Source organism: Dactylosporangium sp. CS-033363 (assembly GCF_050942475.1).
Taxonomy (GTDB): Bacteria; Actinomycetota; Actinomycetes; order Mycobacteriales; family Micromonosporaceae; genus Dactylosporangium.
This window is the reverse complement of sequence record NZ_CP192032.1, coordinates 2,296,646-2,315,532: the sequence shown is the minus strand read 5'-3', so window position 1 is coordinate 2,315,532 and position 18,887 is coordinate 2,296,646. Positions and strand designations below refer to the sequence as shown.

The 18,887-nt window shown below is 73.6% G+C and carries 12 protein-coding genes and 1 pseudogene; 8 read left to right on the top strand and 5 right to left on the bottom strand.

Annotation, left to right across the window (positions count from 1 at the left end):
- Positions 1 to 120: 120 nt before the first annotated feature.
- Positions 121 to 2,766: a putative bifunctional diguanylate cyclase/phosphodiesterase gene (locus tag ACQPZ4_RS10655; RefSeq protein WP_433058382.1), complete on the bottom strand. Its 2,646-nt coding sequence runs from the start codon at positions 2,764 to 2,766 to the stop codon at positions 121 to 123.
- A gap of 127 nt (positions 2,767 to 2,893) precedes the next feature.
- On the opposite strand from ACQPZ4_RS10655, the gene ACQPZ4_RS10650 reads away from it, so the two are divergent.
- A complete protein-coding gene (locus ACQPZ4_RS10650; RefSeq protein ID WP_433058381.1) occupies positions 2,894 to 3,907 on the top strand; it encodes an FAD-dependent oxidoreductase in 1,014 nt (337 codons plus the stop codon).
- 71 nt (positions 3,908 to 3,978) lie between these two features.
- On the opposite strand, the pseudogene ACQPZ4_RS10645 reads toward ACQPZ4_RS10650, so the two are convergent.
- Positions 3,979 to 4,695: pseudogene (locus ACQPZ4_RS10645) on the bottom strand (PP2C family protein-serine/threonine phosphatase); the annotation flags it as partial.
- 157 nt (positions 4,696 to 4,852) lie between these two features.
- Here ACQPZ4_RS10645 and ACQPZ4_RS10640 point away from each other — a divergent pair.
- Entirely contained in the window at positions 4,853 to 7,528 is a 2,676-nt protein-coding gene (locus ACQPZ4_RS10640; protein WP_433058379.1) for an ATP-binding protein, read from the top strand.
- Here ACQPZ4_RS10640 and ACQPZ4_RS10635 read toward each other — a convergent pair.
- Together ACQPZ4_RS10635 and ACQPZ4_RS10630 are read right to left on the bottom strand one after the other, a co-directional pair.
- Positions 7,525 to 8,883, bottom strand: coding sequence for a serine/threonine-protein kinase (locus tag ACQPZ4_RS10635; protein WP_433058377.1), 1,359 nt, complete (start codon positions 8,881 to 8,883; stop codon positions 7,525 to 7,527). The genes ACQPZ4_RS10640 and ACQPZ4_RS10635 overlap by 4 nt on opposite strands.
- A gap of 1 nt (position 8,884) precedes the next feature.
- Positions 8,885 to 9,880 carry a LacI family DNA-binding transcriptional regulator gene (locus ACQPZ4_RS10630; RefSeq protein ID WP_433058375.1) on the bottom strand — a complete coding sequence of 332 codons (996 nt, stop codon included), beginning with the start codon at positions 9,878 to 9,880 and terminating at the stop codon, positions 8,885 to 8,887.
- Between the two features lie 163 nt (positions 9,881 to 10,043).
- On the opposite strand from ACQPZ4_RS10630, the gene ACQPZ4_RS10625 reads away from it, so the two are divergent.
- From ACQPZ4_RS10625 to ACQPZ4_RS10605, 5 genes are all read left to right on the top strand, one after another.
- On the top strand, positions 10,044 to 10,835 hold the full coding sequence (locus ACQPZ4_RS10625; protein ID WP_433058373.1) for a serine/threonine-protein kinase: 792 nt from the start codon (positions 10,044 to 10,046) through the stop codon (positions 10,833 to 10,835).
- Positions 10,836 to 11,013: 178 nt separating this feature from the next.
- The gene (locus ACQPZ4_RS10620; protein ID WP_433058371.1) at positions 11,014 to 11,181 is read left to right on the top strand and encodes an LPXTG cell wall anchor domain-containing protein; all 168 of its coding nucleotides are present in this window, start codon (positions 11,014 to 11,016) and stop codon (positions 11,179 to 11,181) included.
- A 3-nt stretch (positions 11,182 to 11,184) separates the two neighbouring features.
- Positions 11,185 to 12,495 (top strand): glycosyltransferase, encoded by a 1,311-nt coding sequence (locus ACQPZ4_RS10615; RefSeq protein ID WP_433058370.1) that lies wholly within the window; start codon positions 11,185 to 11,187, stop codon positions 12,493 to 12,495.
- A gap of 71 nt (positions 12,496 to 12,566) precedes the next feature.
- Positions 12,567 to 13,739 carry a non-hydrolyzing UDP-N-acetylglucosamine 2-epimerase gene (gene wecB / locus ACQPZ4_RS10610; protein WP_433058368.1) on the top strand — a complete coding sequence of 391 codons (1,173 nt, stop codon included), beginning with the start codon at positions 12,567 to 12,569 and terminating at the stop codon, positions 13,737 to 13,739.
- Positions 13,740 to 13,757: 18 nt separating this feature from the next.
- Positions 13,758 to 15,365 (top strand): DUF2334 domain-containing protein, encoded by a 1,608-nt coding sequence (locus tag ACQPZ4_RS10605; RefSeq protein WP_433058367.1) that lies wholly within the window; start codon positions 13,758 to 13,760, stop codon positions 15,363 to 15,365.
- 1,463 nt (positions 15,366 to 16,828) lie between these two features.
- Here ACQPZ4_RS10605 and ACQPZ4_RS10600 read toward each other — a convergent pair.
- Complete coding sequence (locus ACQPZ4_RS10600; protein WP_433058365.1) at positions 16,829 to 17,191, bottom strand: hypothetical protein; 363 nt, start codon at positions 17,189 to 17,191, stop codon at positions 16,829 to 16,831.
- 388 nt (positions 17,192 to 17,579) lie between these two features.
- Here ACQPZ4_RS10600 and ACQPZ4_RS10595 point away from each other — a divergent pair, with 388 nt between their 5' ends.
- Positions 17,580 to 18,866: a hypothetical protein gene (locus ACQPZ4_RS10595; protein ID WP_433058363.1), complete on the top strand. Its 1,287-nt coding sequence runs from the start codon at positions 17,580 to 17,582 to the stop codon at positions 18,864 to 18,866.
- Positions 18,867 to 18,887: the final 21 nt, after the last annotated feature.

Genomic DNA, 18,887 nt, shown 5'->3' with positions numbered 1-18,887 from the left:
GGGCGTCAACCGCTGAAACCGACATGTCGGGCGCTCCGCGCCACGACATAGTCGGATTTATCCCCCGTCAGGGTATAAATCGGATAAGTCGCGGCGCGTCAGCGCCCGACTTATCCGATTTCAGAGCATTGGAGCGCGGTGCCGCTCCAAGTACGCCTCGACGTGCTCGGCATGGTCGGGCCGGCTCAGCACGTACCCCTGCCCCAGCGGACACCCCGCCGCCCGCACCACGTCCACGTGCGACTCGGTCTCCAGGCCGCACGCGATCACGTCGATGCCCAGCCGCCGGGCCAGCGCGACCACCACGTCCACGATCGGCGTCGCCGGGCCGCGCCGCCCCGCCGGCTCGCTGAACAGGGACTGGTCGATCTTCAGCACGTCGATCGGCAGGCGGCGCAGGTGAGCCAGCGCGGTCGGGCCCGTGCCGAAGTGGTCCAGCGCCGTCCGAACTCCCAGGGCGCGCAGGCCGGCCAGCTGCTCCACCGCCAGCGTGTCGTCCGGCAGCGCGGCCTCCGTCACCTCGACGACCAGGGACTCGGCGGGCACGTCGTGGGTGTCCAGCGCGGTGGCCACGGTGCGCAGCCAGCCCTCCGCCGCGAGCTGGCGCGCCGTGACGTTCACCGAGATCCACAGGTCGCGGCCATCGCGGCGCCAGCGGGAGAGCTGGCGGCAGGCCTTGTGCAGGACCCAGGAGCCGATCTCGTCGGCCAGGCCGCCGCCCAGTTCCTCGGCGATCGCGAGGAACTCCGCCGGGGGTACCGCCCCCAGCCGCGGATGCCGCCAGCGCAACAGCGCCTCGGCCCCGGCCGGCTGGCGGGTCGCGAGGTCGGCCACCGGCTGGAAGACCAGGTCGAGCTCGCCGCGGCCGATGAGGCCGGGCAGCTGCTGCTCGATCTCGGTGCGGCGGACCAGCGCGGCCTCGAAGGACTTGTCGTAGCACTCGACCCGGCCGCCGTCGCGGGCGCGGGCGAGCTGGTGGGCGCGGCGGCGGGCCACGTCGGCGTGGCGCAGGGCCTCCTCGGCGCTGCCGGCCCCGAGCAGGTCGGCCACGCCCACGTCGGCGGCGAGGTGCACGGTCAGGCCGGGCAGCTGGAACGGCTCGGCCAGGGCGGTGGCCAGGCGGGTGGCCAGCGCGAACGCGTGCACGAGCGGGGCCCCGGTGAGCACGGCGAAGCCCGCGCCGCCGAGGCGGGCCGGGAGGTCCTCGGCGCCGGTGGCGGTGCGCAGGCGGCGGGCGGCCTCGATGAGCACCGCGCCGGCGACGGCCTGGCCGTGCAGGTCGGCGACGCTCTCGTACCGGTCCAGCTCCAACACGAGCAGCGAGCCCGGCCGGCCGTCGGCGCACGCGCCGGTCGCCGCGGCCACGAACTTGCGCCGGTTGGCCAGGCCGGTCTGGTCGTCGGTCCAGGCCACCTCGTCGAACGCGCGCTGCAGCTCGGCGCGGTCGGCGATGTCGCGCACGTGCACGACGAGGCCGGCCACCTCGGGCGCGGTGCGCTGATCGCTGACCGTCGACTCGGTGTCGCGCCAGCGGCCGAAGCCGTCGCGGAGGCGGGCCTGCACGAGCACGTGCTGGTGCCCGTCGAGCACGGCGCGCAGCGCGGCCCGCATCTGCCCGGCGTCGTCCGGGTGCAGCAGGTCGGTCAGCGGCCGGCCGAGGGCGTCCTGGTCGGACAGGCCGAACTGGCGGGCGGCGGCCGGGCTCTGCCAGCGCACCACGAGGTCGGCGTCGAGCACGATCGTCACGTCGGTCGAGCCGGACACCAGGGTGCGGAAGCGGGCCTCGCGACCGGCGAGCCTGCGCGCGTACCGCCTGATGTCCCGCGCCGCGAGCAGCTCCCGCACGGCCAGGACCCCGAACGAGGCCACGCCCAGCCCCACCGCGACGGCGTCGAAGTGCCCGCCGGTGAGCAGGTGCAGCGCCGACACCGCGACGGCGAGGAGGGCGGGGCCCATCAGCAGCGGGTACGCCGCGAGGGTCCCCGGCTCGTCGTACGCCTCCGGCTGGGTGGGCTCGTCGCCGGCCCGGCGGGCGCCGGCGGTGACGAGGAACGGGCCCGCGACCATCGCGAGGCCGGCGAGCACCAGGCCGGCGACGACCACGGCGGGCGCCGCGGGCCAGGCGCGCTGGTGACCGAGGAGCAACAGGCAGTACACGACAAGGCCGACGATCGAAAGGGCGGCCCCTCCGCTGCAGCCCAGCGCCGCGGGACGGTGGCGCACCGCGCGCAGCCCGGTGACGACGGCCACCGCCACCGCCACCGACCCGGTGACGGCCACGGCCAGGCGCAGCGGCGCGGTCCCGGGCGGCTGGGCATGACCGAGGGCGAGCACCCAGGCGCAGTAGAACAGGCTGACGCCGATCCCGGCCCCGTCCAGCAGGCGGCGCAGCCGGGCACCGAGGGTCGGCGCGGTGCCCGGCAGCAGAAGAAGGCCCAGGAGGTACGTCGGTGCCGCGATCAGGGTCGTGCCCGCCGCGACCAGCCCCGGGTCGGTGCCCGGGAGCCCGGTGGCGGCCACGCCGGCCCCCGTGAACAGCGCACCCATGCCGAGGAACCCGGCCCCGCGGCACGGCCCGAAGTCGCGCCGGCCGTGGTGGATGCGCAGCGCGAGGCGGATCAGCGCCCCGGCCTGGGCCATCGCGGCGACCCCGGCCGCGGCGGCCACCGCGACGAGGCCGAGCACCGGCCCGATGACCGCGGCGGCGGTGAGGGCCGCGGCCGCGGTGAGCATGATGAGCCAGAACGTGCGCGGGTTGCCGATCACTGCAGTGCCGCTTTCACGAGGGGGGTACTCGCTTTGTGGTCGTGCTCACCCCGCCCAACGAGGAGCGCCGCCCGGAGTTACTGGCCGGTTGTGACATTTCGATGTGTCACTCGATAGGGGGAGCCACATGCATGCGATCGTCGTCGGCGGAGGGATCGGCGGGCTGGCCACGGCCCGGGGACTGGGGCAGCGCGGCTGGGACGTGACGGTCCTGGAGCGGCAGCCGCGGATCGAGGCGGTCGGCGCCGGGCTCTCGCTCTGGCCGAACGCCCTGCGCGCGCTCGACTGGCTCGGGGTCGGCGACCGGGTGCGGGCGGCCGGCCGCCCGATCCTCGGCAGCGCCGTGTTCGGGGTGCACCGAGCCGACCTGCACGAGATCCTCGGCGCGGGCCTCACCGTGCACACCGGCACCACGGTCACCGACGTGCGCGAACTGGAGGCCGACCTGGTGGTCGGGGCGGACGGCATCAGCAGCGCGGTGCGCGCCGAGTACGCCCCCGAGGTCCGCATCCGCGACAGCGGCCAGGTGTCGTGGCGGGCCGTGGTCGCGCCGGACCCGAGCATCACCGGCGGCGGGGAGACGATGGGACCGGGCGGGCGGCGGTTCGGCTTCCTGCCGTTGGGGACACGCGGGATCTACTGGTACGCCGCCGTGCCCGCCCCGCTGCGCACCACGCCTGCGGAGGAGCAGCTGGCCGAGCTTTCCGGCACGTTCGCGGGCTGGCACGAGCCGATCCCGCGGCTGGTGGCGGCGACCGACCCGGGCGCCCTGCTGCACCATCCGCTGCTGGACCTGGACCCGGTGGCGCCGATGCGGTTCGGAGACCACATCGCCCTGGTCGGGGACGCGGCCCACGCCATGACGCCCAACCTCGGGCAGGGCGCCTGCCAGGCCCTGGAGGACGCGGTCACCCTCGCGATCTTCGTGTCGCGCGGGGTCACACAAGGGCTCAGGGAGTACGACAGGATCAGGCGCCCCCGGGTCGCGCAGATTGCCAAACGGTCGTGGCAGGTCGGCCGGATCGCCGGAGCCACCAATCCGATCGTGAACGCCGCGTTGCGCACGGTCGCGCGGCTGACCCCGGAGCGCGTGATGCTGCGCGGGGCGGAGCGGATCGCGGCCTGGGAGCCGCCGGCCTAGGCGGGGAGGCGGGCGTTGCTGATCTCGTCGCGGCCGAGCCAGTGCCGCAGGCGGTTGCGCAGGCCCTTGCGCTCGGGGACGTCGTCGCCCACGATGTCGGCCACCACGGCGGTGATGTTGTCCGGGCCGCCGGCGCGCAGGGCGAGGTCGACGAGGCGCTCGACGAGCTCGTCGGGGTCCGCGTACTCCCGCATCGCCTCCTCGATCGTCTCCGCGCGCAGGACGCCGGAGAGGCCGTCGCTGCACAGCAGGTAGCGGTCGCCGGCGCGGGCGGCGGTCACGGAGTACATCGGATCGGTCGGCTGGCCCTGCAGGACCCGGCTGACCAGGGAGCGCTGCGGGTGCGTGGCCGCCTCGTCGAGCGTGATGCGGCCCTCGTCGACGAGCAGCTGCACGTAGGTGTCGTCCTTGGTGATCTGGCCGAACTCCTCGCCGCGCAGCAGGTAGGCCCGGGAGTCTCCAATGTGGACCAGGCCGATGCGCTCGCCGGAGAAGAGGATCGCCGTCAGCGTGGTGCCCATGCCGAGCTTGGCCGGGTCCTCCTCGACCTCGTCGCGGATGCGCCGGTTGGCGTCCGACACGGCCGTGCGCAGGGCGGTGAGCAGGTCGTTGCCGGCGAACTCCTCGTCGAGCGGGGTCATCGCCTCGATCGCGAGCCGGCTGGCGACGTCACCGGCCGCCATGCCGCCCATGCCGTCGGCGACGGCCAGGAGCCGGTCGCCCGCGAACATCGAGTCCTGGTTCGAGGTGCGCACCAGGCCGGTGTCGGTCCGCGCCGCCCAGTGCAGGGCGAGCGGCTGCGGTCCGCTCTCGGCCTGCGGGGCCGCCGCTTCTTCCTGGTGGTCGGCCTCCGCCACGCCCTCCGCCACGCCCTCTGCCATGGGTGACAGCGTGCCGTATCGATCCCGCGGGCGTCTCTACGCACTTGTGCGTATCGTGGCCCGCATGCCGACCGCCCCCTTCATCGGACGAGCCGCCCAGCTCGCCGAGATCGAGGCCGCGTGGGCAGCCCGGCGCCCCGGGATCGTGGTCATCACCGGCGAGGGCGGCAGCGGCAAGAGCCGGCTGGTCGCCGAGGCGCTGCGGCGGATGGATCTGGCCGGCACCACGGTACTGCGCGGATCGGCCCGCGCCCAGGGCGCCGCCCCGCACGACTGGCTCGCGTCGGTGCTGAACGGCCGCCCCGCCGAGTCGCTGCCGGTCGACGAGTCGCTGCTCAACCGGCTCGGGCAGCGCTCCTCCGACGCCGCCGAGCCGCGGCTGGCCCCGGCGACCACGCTGCGCGCCGCGGTCGACGTGGTGCGGGCCCTGCTCGGCTCCTCGTTCGGCATCGTGCTCGTCGAGGACCTGCACGACCTCGACCCGGCCAGCCTCGCGCTGGTCGCCGAGCTGGCGGTCGCGGCCGAGTCGCTGCCCGCGCTCATGCTGGTCACGAGCCGGCCCCCGCAGGAGGCGGCGTTCGCGCCGGCGGCCGCGCGGACCCTGCGCCGGCTCGGCGGCTCCCCGTCGGTCCTGCGCGTGCACGTCGCGCCGTTCACCGCCCGCGAGACCGCCGACCTGATCGAGGCCACCTACGGCAGCGCGCCCGCCCCGGAGGCCGTGCGCGGGGCCCGGCGGCGCACCGGCGGCAACCCGTTCTGGCTGGCCGAGCTGCTGGCCGCGTACGGCACCGCCGACGACCTGCCCGCCGCTCCCCTGCCCGCGCACGTGGCCGGGCTGCTGGTCGAGCCGCTGACCAGCGAGCCGGCGCTGGTCGGGCGGGTGGCCCGGGCGGCCGCGCTGCTGGGCGATCCGGTGGAGAGCGACGTGCTGCTGCACGTGATCGGCGGGGACGTCGAGCCGGCCCTGCGCCGGCTGCTCGACCTGGGGGTCCTGCTCATCGCGCCGGACCTCGCGCCGGCCGGGTCGCTGCGGTTCCGCCACCCGCTGCTGCGCGAGGCGCTCGCCGCCGGGGCCATGCCGCGCGAGCGGGCCCGCGTGCACACCCTCGCCCATCGGCTGGCCGCGGAGCTCGGCGACGACGCGGCGCTGGCGCGGCATGCGGCGGCCCTGGGGCGTACCGCCGAAGCCCGCACCGCCGCCTCCCGCGGGGCCGCCGCCAGCCTCGCCGCCGGCCTGCCCGAGGCCGCGGTCGAGCTCGTCGCGCTGGGGCTCAGCGGGCCCGAGGAGCCGCGCCACGCGGCCGGGCTGGTCGCCGTGGGAGCCGCGGCCGCCTTCGTGTCGGCGCGCTTCGAGACGGCGGCGGACTACGCGGGCGACTGGCTGCGTGCGGTACAGGAGACGGAAGGGCGCGACGAGACGGCCGATGCGCACCGCGTCCTGGCCGCCGTGCGCTGGTGCCTCGGGGACCCGGCGGGGCATCGGCGCTCGCTGGACCGCGCCGCGGCCGTCGGCGGCTCGGCGGCGTCGCTCGCGCGGCAGCGGGCGGCCGAGGCGGAGAGCGCGCTGCGCACCGAGGACGCCGCGAGCGCGCTGCCGCTGGCCGAGACCGCCCTCGCCGCGTGCGAGCGGGCCGGGGCCGGGATCGCGTCGGCGTCGGTCACGCTCGGCACCGCGCTCGCGCTCACCGGTGACGTCGAGCGCGGCGTCGCCCTGCTGCGCGCGGCCCGCCAGCTCGCCGCCCAGGAGCAGGATCCGGTGACGATCGGGCGCGCGGTGCACAACCTGGTCGCGGTGACCCTGCCGGGGCTGGGCGAGGTGATGGGCTGGCGGCTGTTCGACGAGGCGATGGCCACGATCGGCCGGTACGGCCTGGAGTTCTGCGCCGGCCGCACGACCACGCTCGGCGTCGCCCACGCCATGCGCACCGGCGACCTGGCGCGCGCGGAGGCGCTGGTCTGGTCCCGCCTGCCGATCGAGGGCGACCCGGTCGAGCGGGTCCGGTTCACCGCCCGCGCCGGGCTGCTGGCCCTGGAGCGCGGCGACGACCCCCTCGCCGTGCGCATGCTCGCCCGCGCCGACGCCGAGGGCCGCGATTCGGGCCTCGTCCGGGTGCTCCGGGTGGCCGTCGCGGCCCGGGGTGTACATCCCGTGGACCCCGCCGACGCCCTGCGCGACTGCGTGGGGCACTGCGGACCGGCCCGGCTGGCGGAGGCGGCGCGCTGGGCGGTGCACGGCGGGGTGCCGGCGGCGGTGGTCGAGGAGCACGTCCCGGAGCGGCCGGTCCCGCTGCGGCTGCTGCTGGCCGTGGCCGCGGGGCGCGACGCCGAGGCGGTCGGGCTGCTGCCGGACGCGCGCGGGGACGCGACCGAGCGGGCCGAGGACGCGGCGGTGCACACGGCGGTGGCGCATGCGTTGGTACGGCTGGGCCGGGCCGGCGAGGCCCGCCGGCACGCCGAGCGCGCGGTGGCGCTGCTGGGCCACTGGCCGGGGTGGCGGCTGGCCGAGGCGGAGACGCTCCTGCACAGCCTGCGCGCGGGCGGCGACCTGACCGCGCGGGAGCTGGAGGTGCTCGGCTGCCTGGCCGCCGGGATGACCAACCAGCAGGTGGCGAGCTCGCTGGGGATCTCGATCCGGACCGTCGCCGTGCACGTGTCGAACCTGCTGCGCAAGACCGGCGCGGCCTCCCGTACCGAGGCAGCCCTCTGGGCGGTTCGGCACCGCCTCGCCCCTGAACGCTAGGTGCTGAACGTTTTGCCGAACTGCACGATCGCGGCGTCGAGCTCCTGGTAGGCCGCCTCCTGGACGGCGTTGTCGCGGCGGCGGTCGACGAGCTGCTTGCGCAGCAGCTCGATGCGCCGGGCGGCGTCGTTGGAGTCGGACAGCAGGTTGTTGATCTGGTTGCGGATGTCCAGCGCGGCGTCCTGGCGGATCTCCCCCGTCTGCTCGCGGCGGTCCACGACGTCGAGGACGGCCTTGCCCGCGGCCTGGCGGGTCAGCGGGGACGGCAGCGCGGGGGTCGAGGCCGGGCCGGTCGCCGGGGCGCCCGACGTGGCCGTGCCGGAGCGGCGGGGCTGCCCGGTCGTGGTCGTGGCCTGCGCGCCGGGCGGGCCGGGCACCACCGAGACGTAGATGCTCACCGAGGGGAACGGGGCCGCGTTCTCGCCCCGTCGCTGGCCCGGGTCGTCGTCTCTGAGCAGGAGCACGGTCAGTACCGTCGCGATGGCCACCACGACCGGAACCGCCAGCAGCACCCGGCGCCGGTTGCGGGCGGCCGGTGCGCTCGAACCCAGGATGCTCGCCAGCTCCGCCGCGGTGGGCCGGCGCATCGGGTCGGTCGACAGGCAGCGCAGGCACGCCGCGGCGGCCGCGGCCGGCAGCCCGGGGACGTTGAGCGCCGGGCGGCGCTCCGCGGCCAGGGCGCGCTCCAGCTCCTCCCAGGTCTGGGCCGGGTACGGCGGGGCGCCGGTGAGCATCTCGTAGAGCAGGACGCCGAGGGAGTACACGTCGGTGGCGCCGCTGGCCGGGGCGCCGGTGAGCCGCTCGGGCGCCACGTAGGGCGGGGTGCCGAACGTCATCGCCTCCTCGCGCTGGCCGATGTCGGCCGCGATGCCGAAGTCCAGCAGCCGCACGCCGTCGCTGGTCAGCATGACGTTCTCGGGGGTCACGTCGCGGTGCACGACGCCGCGGCGGTGCGCGGCGTGCAGCACGTCGGCGACCGTGGCGGCCACCTGCACCGCCTCCGGCCAGGGCACCGGGCCCGCCTCGAGCCGGGCGGCGACGGAGATGCCCTCCAGCAGCTGCATCACCACGTAGGCGGCGACGCGCCCGCGCGGGGTGACGGTCTCGCCGTAGTCGTACACGCCGATGGCGTTGGGGTGCTCGATGCGCGCGGCCGCGCGGGCCTCCCGGCGGATGCGGTCGCGCTGCCCGCCGTCGGACGCGATGGGGCCGTCGAGCACCTTGACCGCGACCGTGCGCTCCAGGGTGGAGTCCCAGGCGCGCCAGACGACCGACATGCCGCCCGCCGCGACGGGCTGTTTGAGAATGTAGCGGCGGGCGAGGATGTCGCCCTCCCGCAGCTGGGCACCGGGCATCCTACGTGGAGGCCCGCACAACGAGTTCGGTCGGCAGGACCGGGTCGTCGTCGGCCGGGTCGAGCAGGAGGGCGGCGGTGACCGCGCCGAGCTCCTCGACCGGCTGGCGGACCGTGGTCAGGGCCGGCGTGGTGAACCCGGCGAGGGGCGCGTCGTCGAAGCCGACCACGGCCACGTCCTCGGGGACCCGGCGGCCGGACTTGCGCAGGGCCTGCAGCGCGCCGGCGGCCATCGCGTCGGAGGCGACGAAGAGCGCGTCGAGGCGGGGGGTGCGGTCCAGCAGCCACGCGGCGGCGTGCCCACCGGACGGGGTGGAGTAGTCACCGTACGCGATGATCGGCTGGCGCCCGGCGGCGAGCACGGCGCGCCGGTAGCCCTCCAGGCGGTCCACGGCGGCCGGCGAGTCGGGCGGCCCGGCGATCGTGGCGATGGTCCGCCGGCCGCGCAGCAGCAGGTGCTCGACGGCCTGGCGGGCGCCGTCGCGGTTGTCGACGTCGGCGAACGGCACGGCCAGCTCCGGGCGGCCCGCCGAGCGCAGCGGCACCCGGGACGCGGCCAGCGACACCGCGAGGGGGTGCTGCGCGGGCGCGCCGACCAGCAGCACGCCGCCGACCCCGCCGGCGGTCAGGAACTGGGTGGAGCTGGCGAAGGTGCCCCGGGTGGCCGACATCGTGATCAGCGGCACGCCGCGCTCGGACAGCTCCTCCTCGGCCCCGGCCAGCAGCCGGGCCACGAAGCCGTCGCGGAAGAGCCGGGCGGCCGGCTCGAACACGACCGCGGCGACGGGCAGCCCGGCGCTCTGGCGGTCGGCGCGGCGCGGCGCGCGGTGGCGGACGTACCCGAGCTGGGCGATGGCGTCGTGCACCGAGACCCGGGCGGAGGTGCTGACCCGGACCCGGCCCGTGAGGACGCGCGACACGGTGGCGGCGGAGACCCCCGCGGCGGCGGCGACCTCGGTGACGGTGGGTTGTGGTGCTGGCTCGGTGTGCTCAGGCATCAAGTCTCCTGTGGGAGCGATTCCTGCGGTCAGCGTCAGTCAGAGTTACCGCGATGTCAACTATAGGTTTCGATCACACTTATGAACTTCGCCAGGGCTATCGCCAACCAGCCCGGATAGGGAATAGTCGTCGTTTGTGTCCGGGATCGAGGTTGGCCGCAGGGTGCTCGACCGCTACCTGCTGGTCCGTCCGATCGCCCGGGGCGGGATGTCGCTGGTCTACGAGGCCGTCGACCTGGAGCGGATCCGACCGGCCGCGGTGAAGGTACTCGCGCCGGCGTTCGCGAACAACACCCGCGCCTGCCACGCCGCGCGCCGCGAACCGCACCTGATGCAGCGCATGCGCCACCCCACGGTGCCCAAGGTGTTCGCGTTCGGCGAGATCGAGGCCGAGGGCGTGCACGTGCCGGCCGTGGCCATGGAACTGCTGAACGGCGTGCCGCTGGCCACCCGCCTCGGCGAGGGGCCGGTGCCCTGGCAGGAGGCGGTGGAGATCGCCGCCTCGGTGGCCGAGCTGCTCGCCGTCGCGCATCGCCGCGGGATCGCGCACCGGGATTTGACCGCCGACAATGTCATGCTCACCACGGCGGGCGTGAAGATCATCGACTTCGGTCTCGCGGTACCGTTCGCGCACCCGTCGGCCTCGCGCGTCGAGCAGTCCCCGGCGTGGGACGTGTACGCGCTGGGCGTGCTGCTGTACCACATGCTCACCGGCCGCTCCCCGCACGCGCCCGGCGCCCGGCTGCTGGCGGCCGCCCCGACGCCGGTGGTCCTCACGCCGGGCCTGCCCCGCTCGGTGGCCGAGCTGTGCCGCCAGTGCATGGCCAAGCGCCCCGACGAGCGCCCGGACAGCGCCGCCGTCGCCCTCTCCCTGTGGGCCGAGTTCGCGCCCGGCTGGCGGCAGCCCCGGGACTTCACTGAGAGCTACGGCACACCCTCTCATCACGGTGCGTAATCAGGGCGTTTTGGCTGCGTAAGCCCCGTGTCAGGTGCTCGGTTGGAGTTGCCTTCAGCACCCCCGTCACCGGTTGTAATCGGCGCGGCGGCAGGCCAAGCTTCTCGGACAAGGTGCACGACGGTTGCCGGCAGGGAGCCGCCGAGCACCACCACCGGATAGCCGAGGGGAAGCTGTCATGTCAGGTTCGAAGGTCACCGGCGTGGTCGTGACAGGCGGAGCCACCGCCGGTTCGCTGCCCGTCACCGGAAGCCCGGTCTTCGCCATCGTCATCGCCGGGGTCGCGCTCGTCGTCACCGGTTTTCTGATGGTTCGGGCGTCCCGCTTCAACCGCAGCGCCGCCTGATCCATGACGGCGATCCTTCTGGTCGGCTTCGCGCTGCTGACGCTGTGGCCGGCGTACAACCTGGCGCTGGTGGCGTTCTCCGCCGGCGACGCGGCCACCGCCGGACGCCGCCGGCGGCGCGATGCCATCGCGCCGAACGGCAACGAGCCGCTGACCTTCTGGATCGTCGTGCCCGCCCTCAACGAGGAGCGGGTGGTCGGCCGGACCGTCGGCGCCGCACTGGCGCTCAGCGGCCCGGAAGGCACGCGCACCAGGGTCCTGGTGGTCGATGACGGATCGGACGACGGCACCCCGGACGTACTGGCCGCCATCGACCACCACGGGCTCACCGTCCTGCGCCGCGACTTCCCCAACGCCCGCAAGGGCAAGGGCGAGGCGCTCAACGCGGCGTTCCGGGCGATCCGGGACCTGACCCTGCTCAACGGCGAGGACCCGGACCGGGTGGCCGTGGGCGTCATCGACGGCGACGGCCGCGGCAGCGCCAACCTGCTGTCCGAGGTCTCGCGGCTGATGCGCGACCCCGGCGTCGGCGCGGTGCAGGTCCGCGTGCGGATCCACAACCGCAACCGGGTGCTGGGCGCCGTGCAGGACCTGGAGTTCGCGGCCATCGCGAACGCCAGCCAGCTGCTGCGCGACGCGGCCGGCACGGTCGGGCTCGGCGGCAACGGGCAGTTCGCCCGGCTGTCGTCGCTGATGCGGCTGGGCAACGCGCCCTGGTCGCACTGCCTGGTCGAGGACCTCGAGCTCGGGCTGCGCATGCACCTGGGCGGGGACCGCATCCGCTACACCTCGATGGCCCACGTCAAGCAGCAGGGCCTGGTCGACGTCAAGCGCCTGGTCCGGCAGCGGACCCGCTGGGCGCAGGGCAACCTGCAGTGCATCTCGTACGTCCCGCGGCTGATCGCCTCGCGCCGCATCCGCAACCACGCGCTGCTGGAAATGCTGTACTACCTGCTCGCGCCCTGGATGAACGCGTTCGGCACCGCGGCCGTGTTCGGGCTCTGGGGGTACGCGATGTGGAACCTGGTCCCCGGCCACGGCGACACGTTCCTGATCCACTCGTGGGGTCAGATGGGGCAGGTCGCGCTCTTCTGGGCCGTCGGGATGACCGTCCCCGGCCTGGTCTGGGCGGCGGTGCACCGGGTGCAGCTCGGCGACGAGCGGACCTCGGTACTGCTCAAGGCCGCGGTGGCCTACCCGTTCTTCCTGATCCTCGGCCTGGTCGCGACCTGGCGGGCGATCGGCCGGCAGGTGGCCCGGCGCAACGCCTGGGCCAAGACCGAACGGCTCGCCGAGGAGCCGGTCGCAGCTTGACGCTCTCGCCCGATTTTTCTGGATATATCCGCACGGATGCGGTCACTTACTCCTCCCAAGGTGACGCACACATGCTTCCTGAAGTCTTCCTCATCGCCGGTACCCGCCCCGAGGCCATCAAGCTCGCCCCCGTCGCGGCCGCCATGCGCGCCGCCGGTCGCCTGACCCCGGTCCTGGTCGCCAGCGGCCAGCACCCGGCGATGGTCACCCAGGCCCTGGCCGCCTTCGACGTCGAGGCCGACGTGACGCTGCCGCTGCAGCGCGTGACCGGCAGCCAGCCGGAGCTGCTCACCGAGATGATCAAGCAGCTCGACGCGCTGCTGGAGACCCGCAAGCCGGCCGCCGTGGTCGTGCAGGGCGACACCACGACGACCCTGGCCGGCGCGATGGCCGCGTTCTGGCGCCGCATCCCGGTCGTGCACCTCGAGGCCGGCCTGCGCTCCGGCGACCTCGACTCGCCGTTCCCGGAGGAGGCCAACCGCAAGCTCGTCGGCCAGCTCGCCGCGCTGCACCTCGCCCCGACCGCGCTCGCCGCGACCAACCTGCTCGACGAGAGCGTGGCCCCGGCCAACGTGCTCATCACCGGCAACACCGTGGTGGACGCGGCGCTGGAGATCGCGGCCAAGGAGCTGCCGTTCGACGACGCCGGCGTGGCCGCCGCGGTCGACGCCGCCGAGCACGGCGAGGCCCGCCTGGTCCTCGTCACCGCGCACCGCCGCGAGTCGTGGGGCGAGCCGCTGGACCGCATCCTGTCCGCGGTGAAGCGCCTGGTCGAGGCCTACCCGGACATCCGGGTCGTGCTGCCCGCCCACGCCAACCCGGCCGTGCGGGCCCAGGTCGAGGCCGGCCTCGCGGGCGTGCCCCGCGTGACGATCACCGACCCGCTGCCCTACCCCTCGCTCGCCCGGCTGCTGTCCCGCGCCTACCTGGCCCTCACCGACTCCGGCGGCATCCAGGAGGAGGCCCCTTCCTTCCGGGTTCCCGCTCTGGTACTGCGTGAGGTCACCGAGCGCGTCGAGTCCCTCCAGGCCGGGTGCGCCAAGCTCGTCGGCACCGACGAGGACCTGATCGTCGCCGAGGCCGCGAAGCTGCTCGACGACCCGATGCTGCGCCAGTCGATGACGGCCAGCGGCAACCCCTACGGCGACGGTCTCGCGTCGCAGCGCACCGAGCAGGCCGTCGCCGCCATGCTCGGCCTCGCGCCGATCCCCTCCCCGATGCCCTCGTCCGCCTCGCTCGTCTGAGATTGGGTGTACCTGTTCATGCGTAAGTTGTCAGCTCTGCTCGGCCTGGTGCTGGTCGCGGTGCTCGGCCTCGCCGCTCCGGCGGCCCCGGCCCTGGCCGCGACCACCGCCAAGACGGTCTCCGGCGCCGGCGCCACCGGCTCCAACCCCGCGACGAAGACGCTGGTCCTCTACGACTACTCGGGCGAGTACGCCTGGCTCGGCGAGGACTACGGGATGATGGCCACCAACCTCGTCTCGCACTTCGGCGCCTGGACCGCCCACCCGGTCGGCACCTACACCAAGGGCGAGCTGGAGAAGTACAGCGCGGTCGTCTACGTCGGCTCCACCTACGACGAGCCGATCCCGACCGCCTTCCTCGACGACGTGCTGGCCACCAGCAAGCCCGTCGTGTGGCTGTACGACAACATCTGGCAGCTGACCGCGCGCTCGGCGGACTTCGCGACGAAGTACGGGTACACCTGGAAGGGCTTCGACGTCTCCACCGTCGCCGAGGTCGACTACAAGGGCACCGCGCTGACCCGCGACACCCGCAACCTCGCCGGCATCATGGACTACGCCGTCTACGACAGCAGCAAGGCGGTCAGCGTCGGCGACGCCGTGCGCGCCGACGGCACGAAGTTCCCGTGGGGCATCAAGTCCGGCAACCTGACCTACATCGGCGAGATCCCGTTCTCCTACATCACGTCCAACGACCGCTACCTCGCGTTCTCGGACCTGCTGTACGACGTGCTCGCCCCGCAGACCGCCACCCGCCACCGCGCCCTCGTCCGCATCGAGGACGTCGGCCCGGACGCCGACCCGGCCGAGCTGCGCGCCGTCGCGGACTACCTGTCCAGCAAGAAGATCCCGTTCACCGTCGCCGTCTACAGCCGCTACCGCAACCCGAAGGGCGTGGACAACAATGGCAAGGCCCAGGACTACACGCTGCGCCAGCGGCCACTGGTGGTCAGCGCCCTGAAGTACATGCAGAGCAAGGGCGGCACCCTGCTCATGCACGGCTACACCCACCAGCTGGACTCCCTGAACAACCCGTACGACGGCGTGAGCGCGAACGACTTCGAGTTCTTCACCGCCCACGTCGACGCCTCGGACGCGGTCATCTACGACGGCCCGGTGAAGAACGACTCGGCCCTCAACGTCACGGCCCGCGTCGTGGCCTCCCGCGCCGACTGGATGCTCGCCGGCCTCTCCCAGCCGACCATCTTCGAGCCGCCGCACTACGCCGCCTCGGCCCTGGACTACAAGACCATCAACACCCTCTTCGGCGTCCGCTACGACCGCGGCCTGTACTTCCCCGGCGTCCTGTCCGGCACCACGGTCGACAACAGCGTCGCCCACATGGTCGGCCAGTTCTTCCCCTACACGGTCCGCGACGTCTACGGCTCGACGATCATCCCGGAGAACATCGGCAACATCGAGCCGGAGCCGTTCAACCAGCACCCGGCCGTACTGCCGGCCGACCTGATCGCCAACGCCAAGGCCAACCTGGCGATCCGCGACGGGGTGGCGAGCTTCTTCTACCACCCGTACCTCGGCACCTCCTACCTGAAGTCGACCGTCGAGGGCATCCAGGGCCTGGGCTACACCTTCGTCTCGGCCTCCTCGATGACGACCGTCGCCTGATCCCTCCTACCCCAACCGAATAGCACCACCACCGTCTGGCCAGGGCCGGGCTCCGACCTTCCGGAGCCCGGCCCTCGCCGTGCACCACCTTTCGCAAACGTCGGCGACGCTTTATGTCAACGGCCCGCCGCCGCGCCGTGCACCACCTTCCCGTGCACATTGACGGCGCTGTCGTCGACGGGTGGCCGCCTTTCGCCATGCACCACCTACCCGCGGACGTGGACCGCGCACCGGTCAACGGCCCGTCGCCGCCGCGCCGTGCACCACCCTCCCGTGCACATTGACGGCGCTGTCGTCGACGGGTGACCGCCTTTCGCCATGCACCACCTACCCGCGGACGTGGACCGCGCACCGGTCAACGGCCCGTCGCCGCCGCGCCGTGCACCACCCTCCCGTGCACATTGACGGCGCTGTCGTCGACGGGTGACCGCCTTTCGCCATGCACCACCTACCCGCGGACGTGGACCGCGCGCCGGTCAACGGCCCGTCGCCACCCCGCCGTGCACCACCCTCCCGTGCACATTGACGGCGCTGTCGTCGACGGGTGGTCGCCTTTAGCCGTGCACCACCTCTCGCGAAACGTCGGCGGCGCTTTATGTCAACGGCTCGCTCGCGTTTGGCGTGCACGCCCCCGTTTGCGCACACGCCGGCCGCGAAAGCCGCTTGTTGCCGCAGTGCGAACCGCTTTCCGAGCCGTGCGCACTCCCCCTCGGCGCGCGCACGTTTCGTTGCTTCTCGTTGCGCTGACGAACTGCGCTGACGAACTGCGCTGCGAATTGCCCCCTCCCCCGCGCGGGTCGCCGATTGCTCGCCGCGCGGATCGTGTGCGGCTGCCGATCATGCACGCCGCGGTTGATGTCGGCCGCCGACCGCGTGCATTGCGGTGATGCGTGGTCGCCGATCTGCTTGCATTGCGGGCTGATGTGCGGCGGCTAGTCGCTCACCGCGCGGTTGGTGTGCGGCCGCCGATCACGCAGGCCACGGTTGATGTCGGTTGCCGATTGCTCGGGTTGCGGTGACGGGTGGTCGCTGATCGCTTGCGTTGCGGTTCTGTGTGGATCGCCGCCGCGGGCGTTCGGTTCACGGTGCCGGGTGCGCTGGGCCGGCGCGGTGAACTTGGCGCTCGCGGATTGGCGGGGGGACTGGGCCGACCCCGGCTCGCAGACTTTGGTTCGGGTCGGCCCGGCCCCGCCCATGACGGCGCGGGCACGGCACATCGCGGCGCGACGCATCCGGCGCGGTGCGGGTTCCGCGTGAGGGATGCGACGCGTCTGCGAGGTCGACGCGGCCGGGCAGGCGCGCCGTCCGGCGCGATTTCGGAACCTCAGGTGAGGTTCGGCGGGCCTCGCAGAATGGCTTGTTCGTCTGGCCGGCGACCCGAGCTCAATTCCTTCATGCCCATAAGCCTGCTCCCCCGCCAACCCCGCCGGAAGAGAAACTTTTTGCCTGTGGATAACCCGGCTTCAGTGCTCCAGCAGCAGGTGCGGCATCAGGCGTTCCACCGCGTTCAGGTCGTAGACCCGGCGGATTTCGGTGACCAGGCCGGCGGCGTTGACGGTCAGGAACTCGGCCAGGCGGAAGGTCTCGTCGCCCAGCGTGCAGTCGTAGATCAGAGCCACCCGGCGGTCCAGGACCGTCTGGGAGAAGACCGCGATCGACTCCAGTGCTGCCGCGTAGTCCGTCAGCAGCTCGATGAAGTCGCCGTCCGGGTCCAGGTTGGTTTCGATGGTCGGGGCGGCGGCCAGGAGTTTGAAGAGGTCCGTGGTGCGGCCCGTGGTCCAGGCGGTGACCCAGCGGGCGGTGACGTCCTCCACCGCGATGTCCACGCCGCATATCCTCGCACGACCCCGAAAAACGCCCGCGCATGGCCGGGCCGCGCGCGCGAGAACGACCGCACACAGCCAGGTCCCGAGCGCGAGAACGACCGCACACAGCCAGATCCCGAGCGCGAGAACGAACGACCGAACCCTGACCGCACCGTGCGCGCGAAACGACCGCACGCAGCCGGGCCACCCGCGCGAGAACGATCGCACGCAGCCGGGCCACCCGCGCGAGAACGATCGCACGCAGCCGGGCCACCCGCGCGAGAACGATCGCACGCAGCCGGGCCACCCGCGCGAGAACGATCGCACGCAGCCGGGCCACGCGCGTGAAAAACCCGAGCGCACGGCCCGGCACTTCCAGGAAAGGGCTTTCCTCGGTACCATCGCCCGCATGTTGCGCATCGAGGCGGGGATTGCCGCGAAGGATCTCAGGGCCGGGGTCGAGCGGATGTTCGAGCTGTCCGCGGGGAAGATCCTGGCGCTGGAGGTCGGCGGCAGTTCGCCCGTGTTCACCGTGGACGGGCGGTACACCGCGCGCGGGTGGACCGAGTGGACGCAGGGGTTCCAGGTCGGGTCCGCACTGCTGCAGTTCGACGCCACCGGCGACGAGACGTTCCGCGACCTGGGGCTGGAGCAGACCCGGCGGGTGATGGCGCCGCACGTCAGCCACGTCGGGGTGCACGATCACGGGTTCAACAACGTCAGCACGTACGGGGCGATCCTGCGACTGGTCAAGGAGGGGCGCATCGCCGAGCGCGAGGCGCCCGCGGCCGAGCTCGCGCTGAAGGTGTCGGGAGCCGTGCAGGCCGCGCGCTGGCAGAAGATCGAGGACGGCACGGGGTACATCTACAGCTTCAACGGCCCCCAGTCGCTCTTCGTCGACACGATCCGCTCGTGCCGCTCGCTCGCCGTCGCGCATTCGCTCGGGCATGTGCTCATGGGCGAGCACGACGAGCGGATCGACCTGCGCGTGCGGATGCGCGAACACGCGTACAACACCGCGAAGTACAACGTGTTCTACGGCGAGGGGCGCGACGCCTACGACGTGCGGGGGCGCACCGCACACGAGGCGCTGTTCAACGTGAACGACGGCCGGTTCCGCGCGCCGAGCACGCAGCAGGGGTACTCCCCCTTCTCCACCTGGACCCGCGGCCTGGCCTGGGCCATGCTCGGCTTCGCGGAGCTGCTCGAGTTCGAGCACGACGACACGTTCGAACGGGCCGCCCGCGCGACGTGCGACTTCTACATCGACTCGTCCCCGGCCGACGGCGTGCCGTACTGGGACACCGGCGCCCCCGGGATCGCGCACCTGGATCTCGACGCGCCCGCCGACCCGTACAACGCGCACGAGCCGGTCGACGCCAGCGCGGCCGCGATCGGCGCCCAGGGCCTGCTCAGGCTGGGCCGGACGCTCGGCGACGCGCGGTACACCCAGGCGGGACTCACGGTCGCGCAGACCCTGCTGACACACTATGTCGCGACCGACCCCGCGCATCAGGGGCTGCTGCTGCACTCGGTGTACCACCGTCCCAACGGCTGGGACCAGATCCACGAGGGTCAGCAGGTCCCGAACGGCGAGTCGAGCATGTGGGGCGACTACCACCTCCGCGAGCTCGGCCTCTACCTCCTGCGCATCGAGGACGGTCCCTACTACACCTTCTTCGGAGGCACCGAGTGAGCACCGCGACCACCCCGGCCC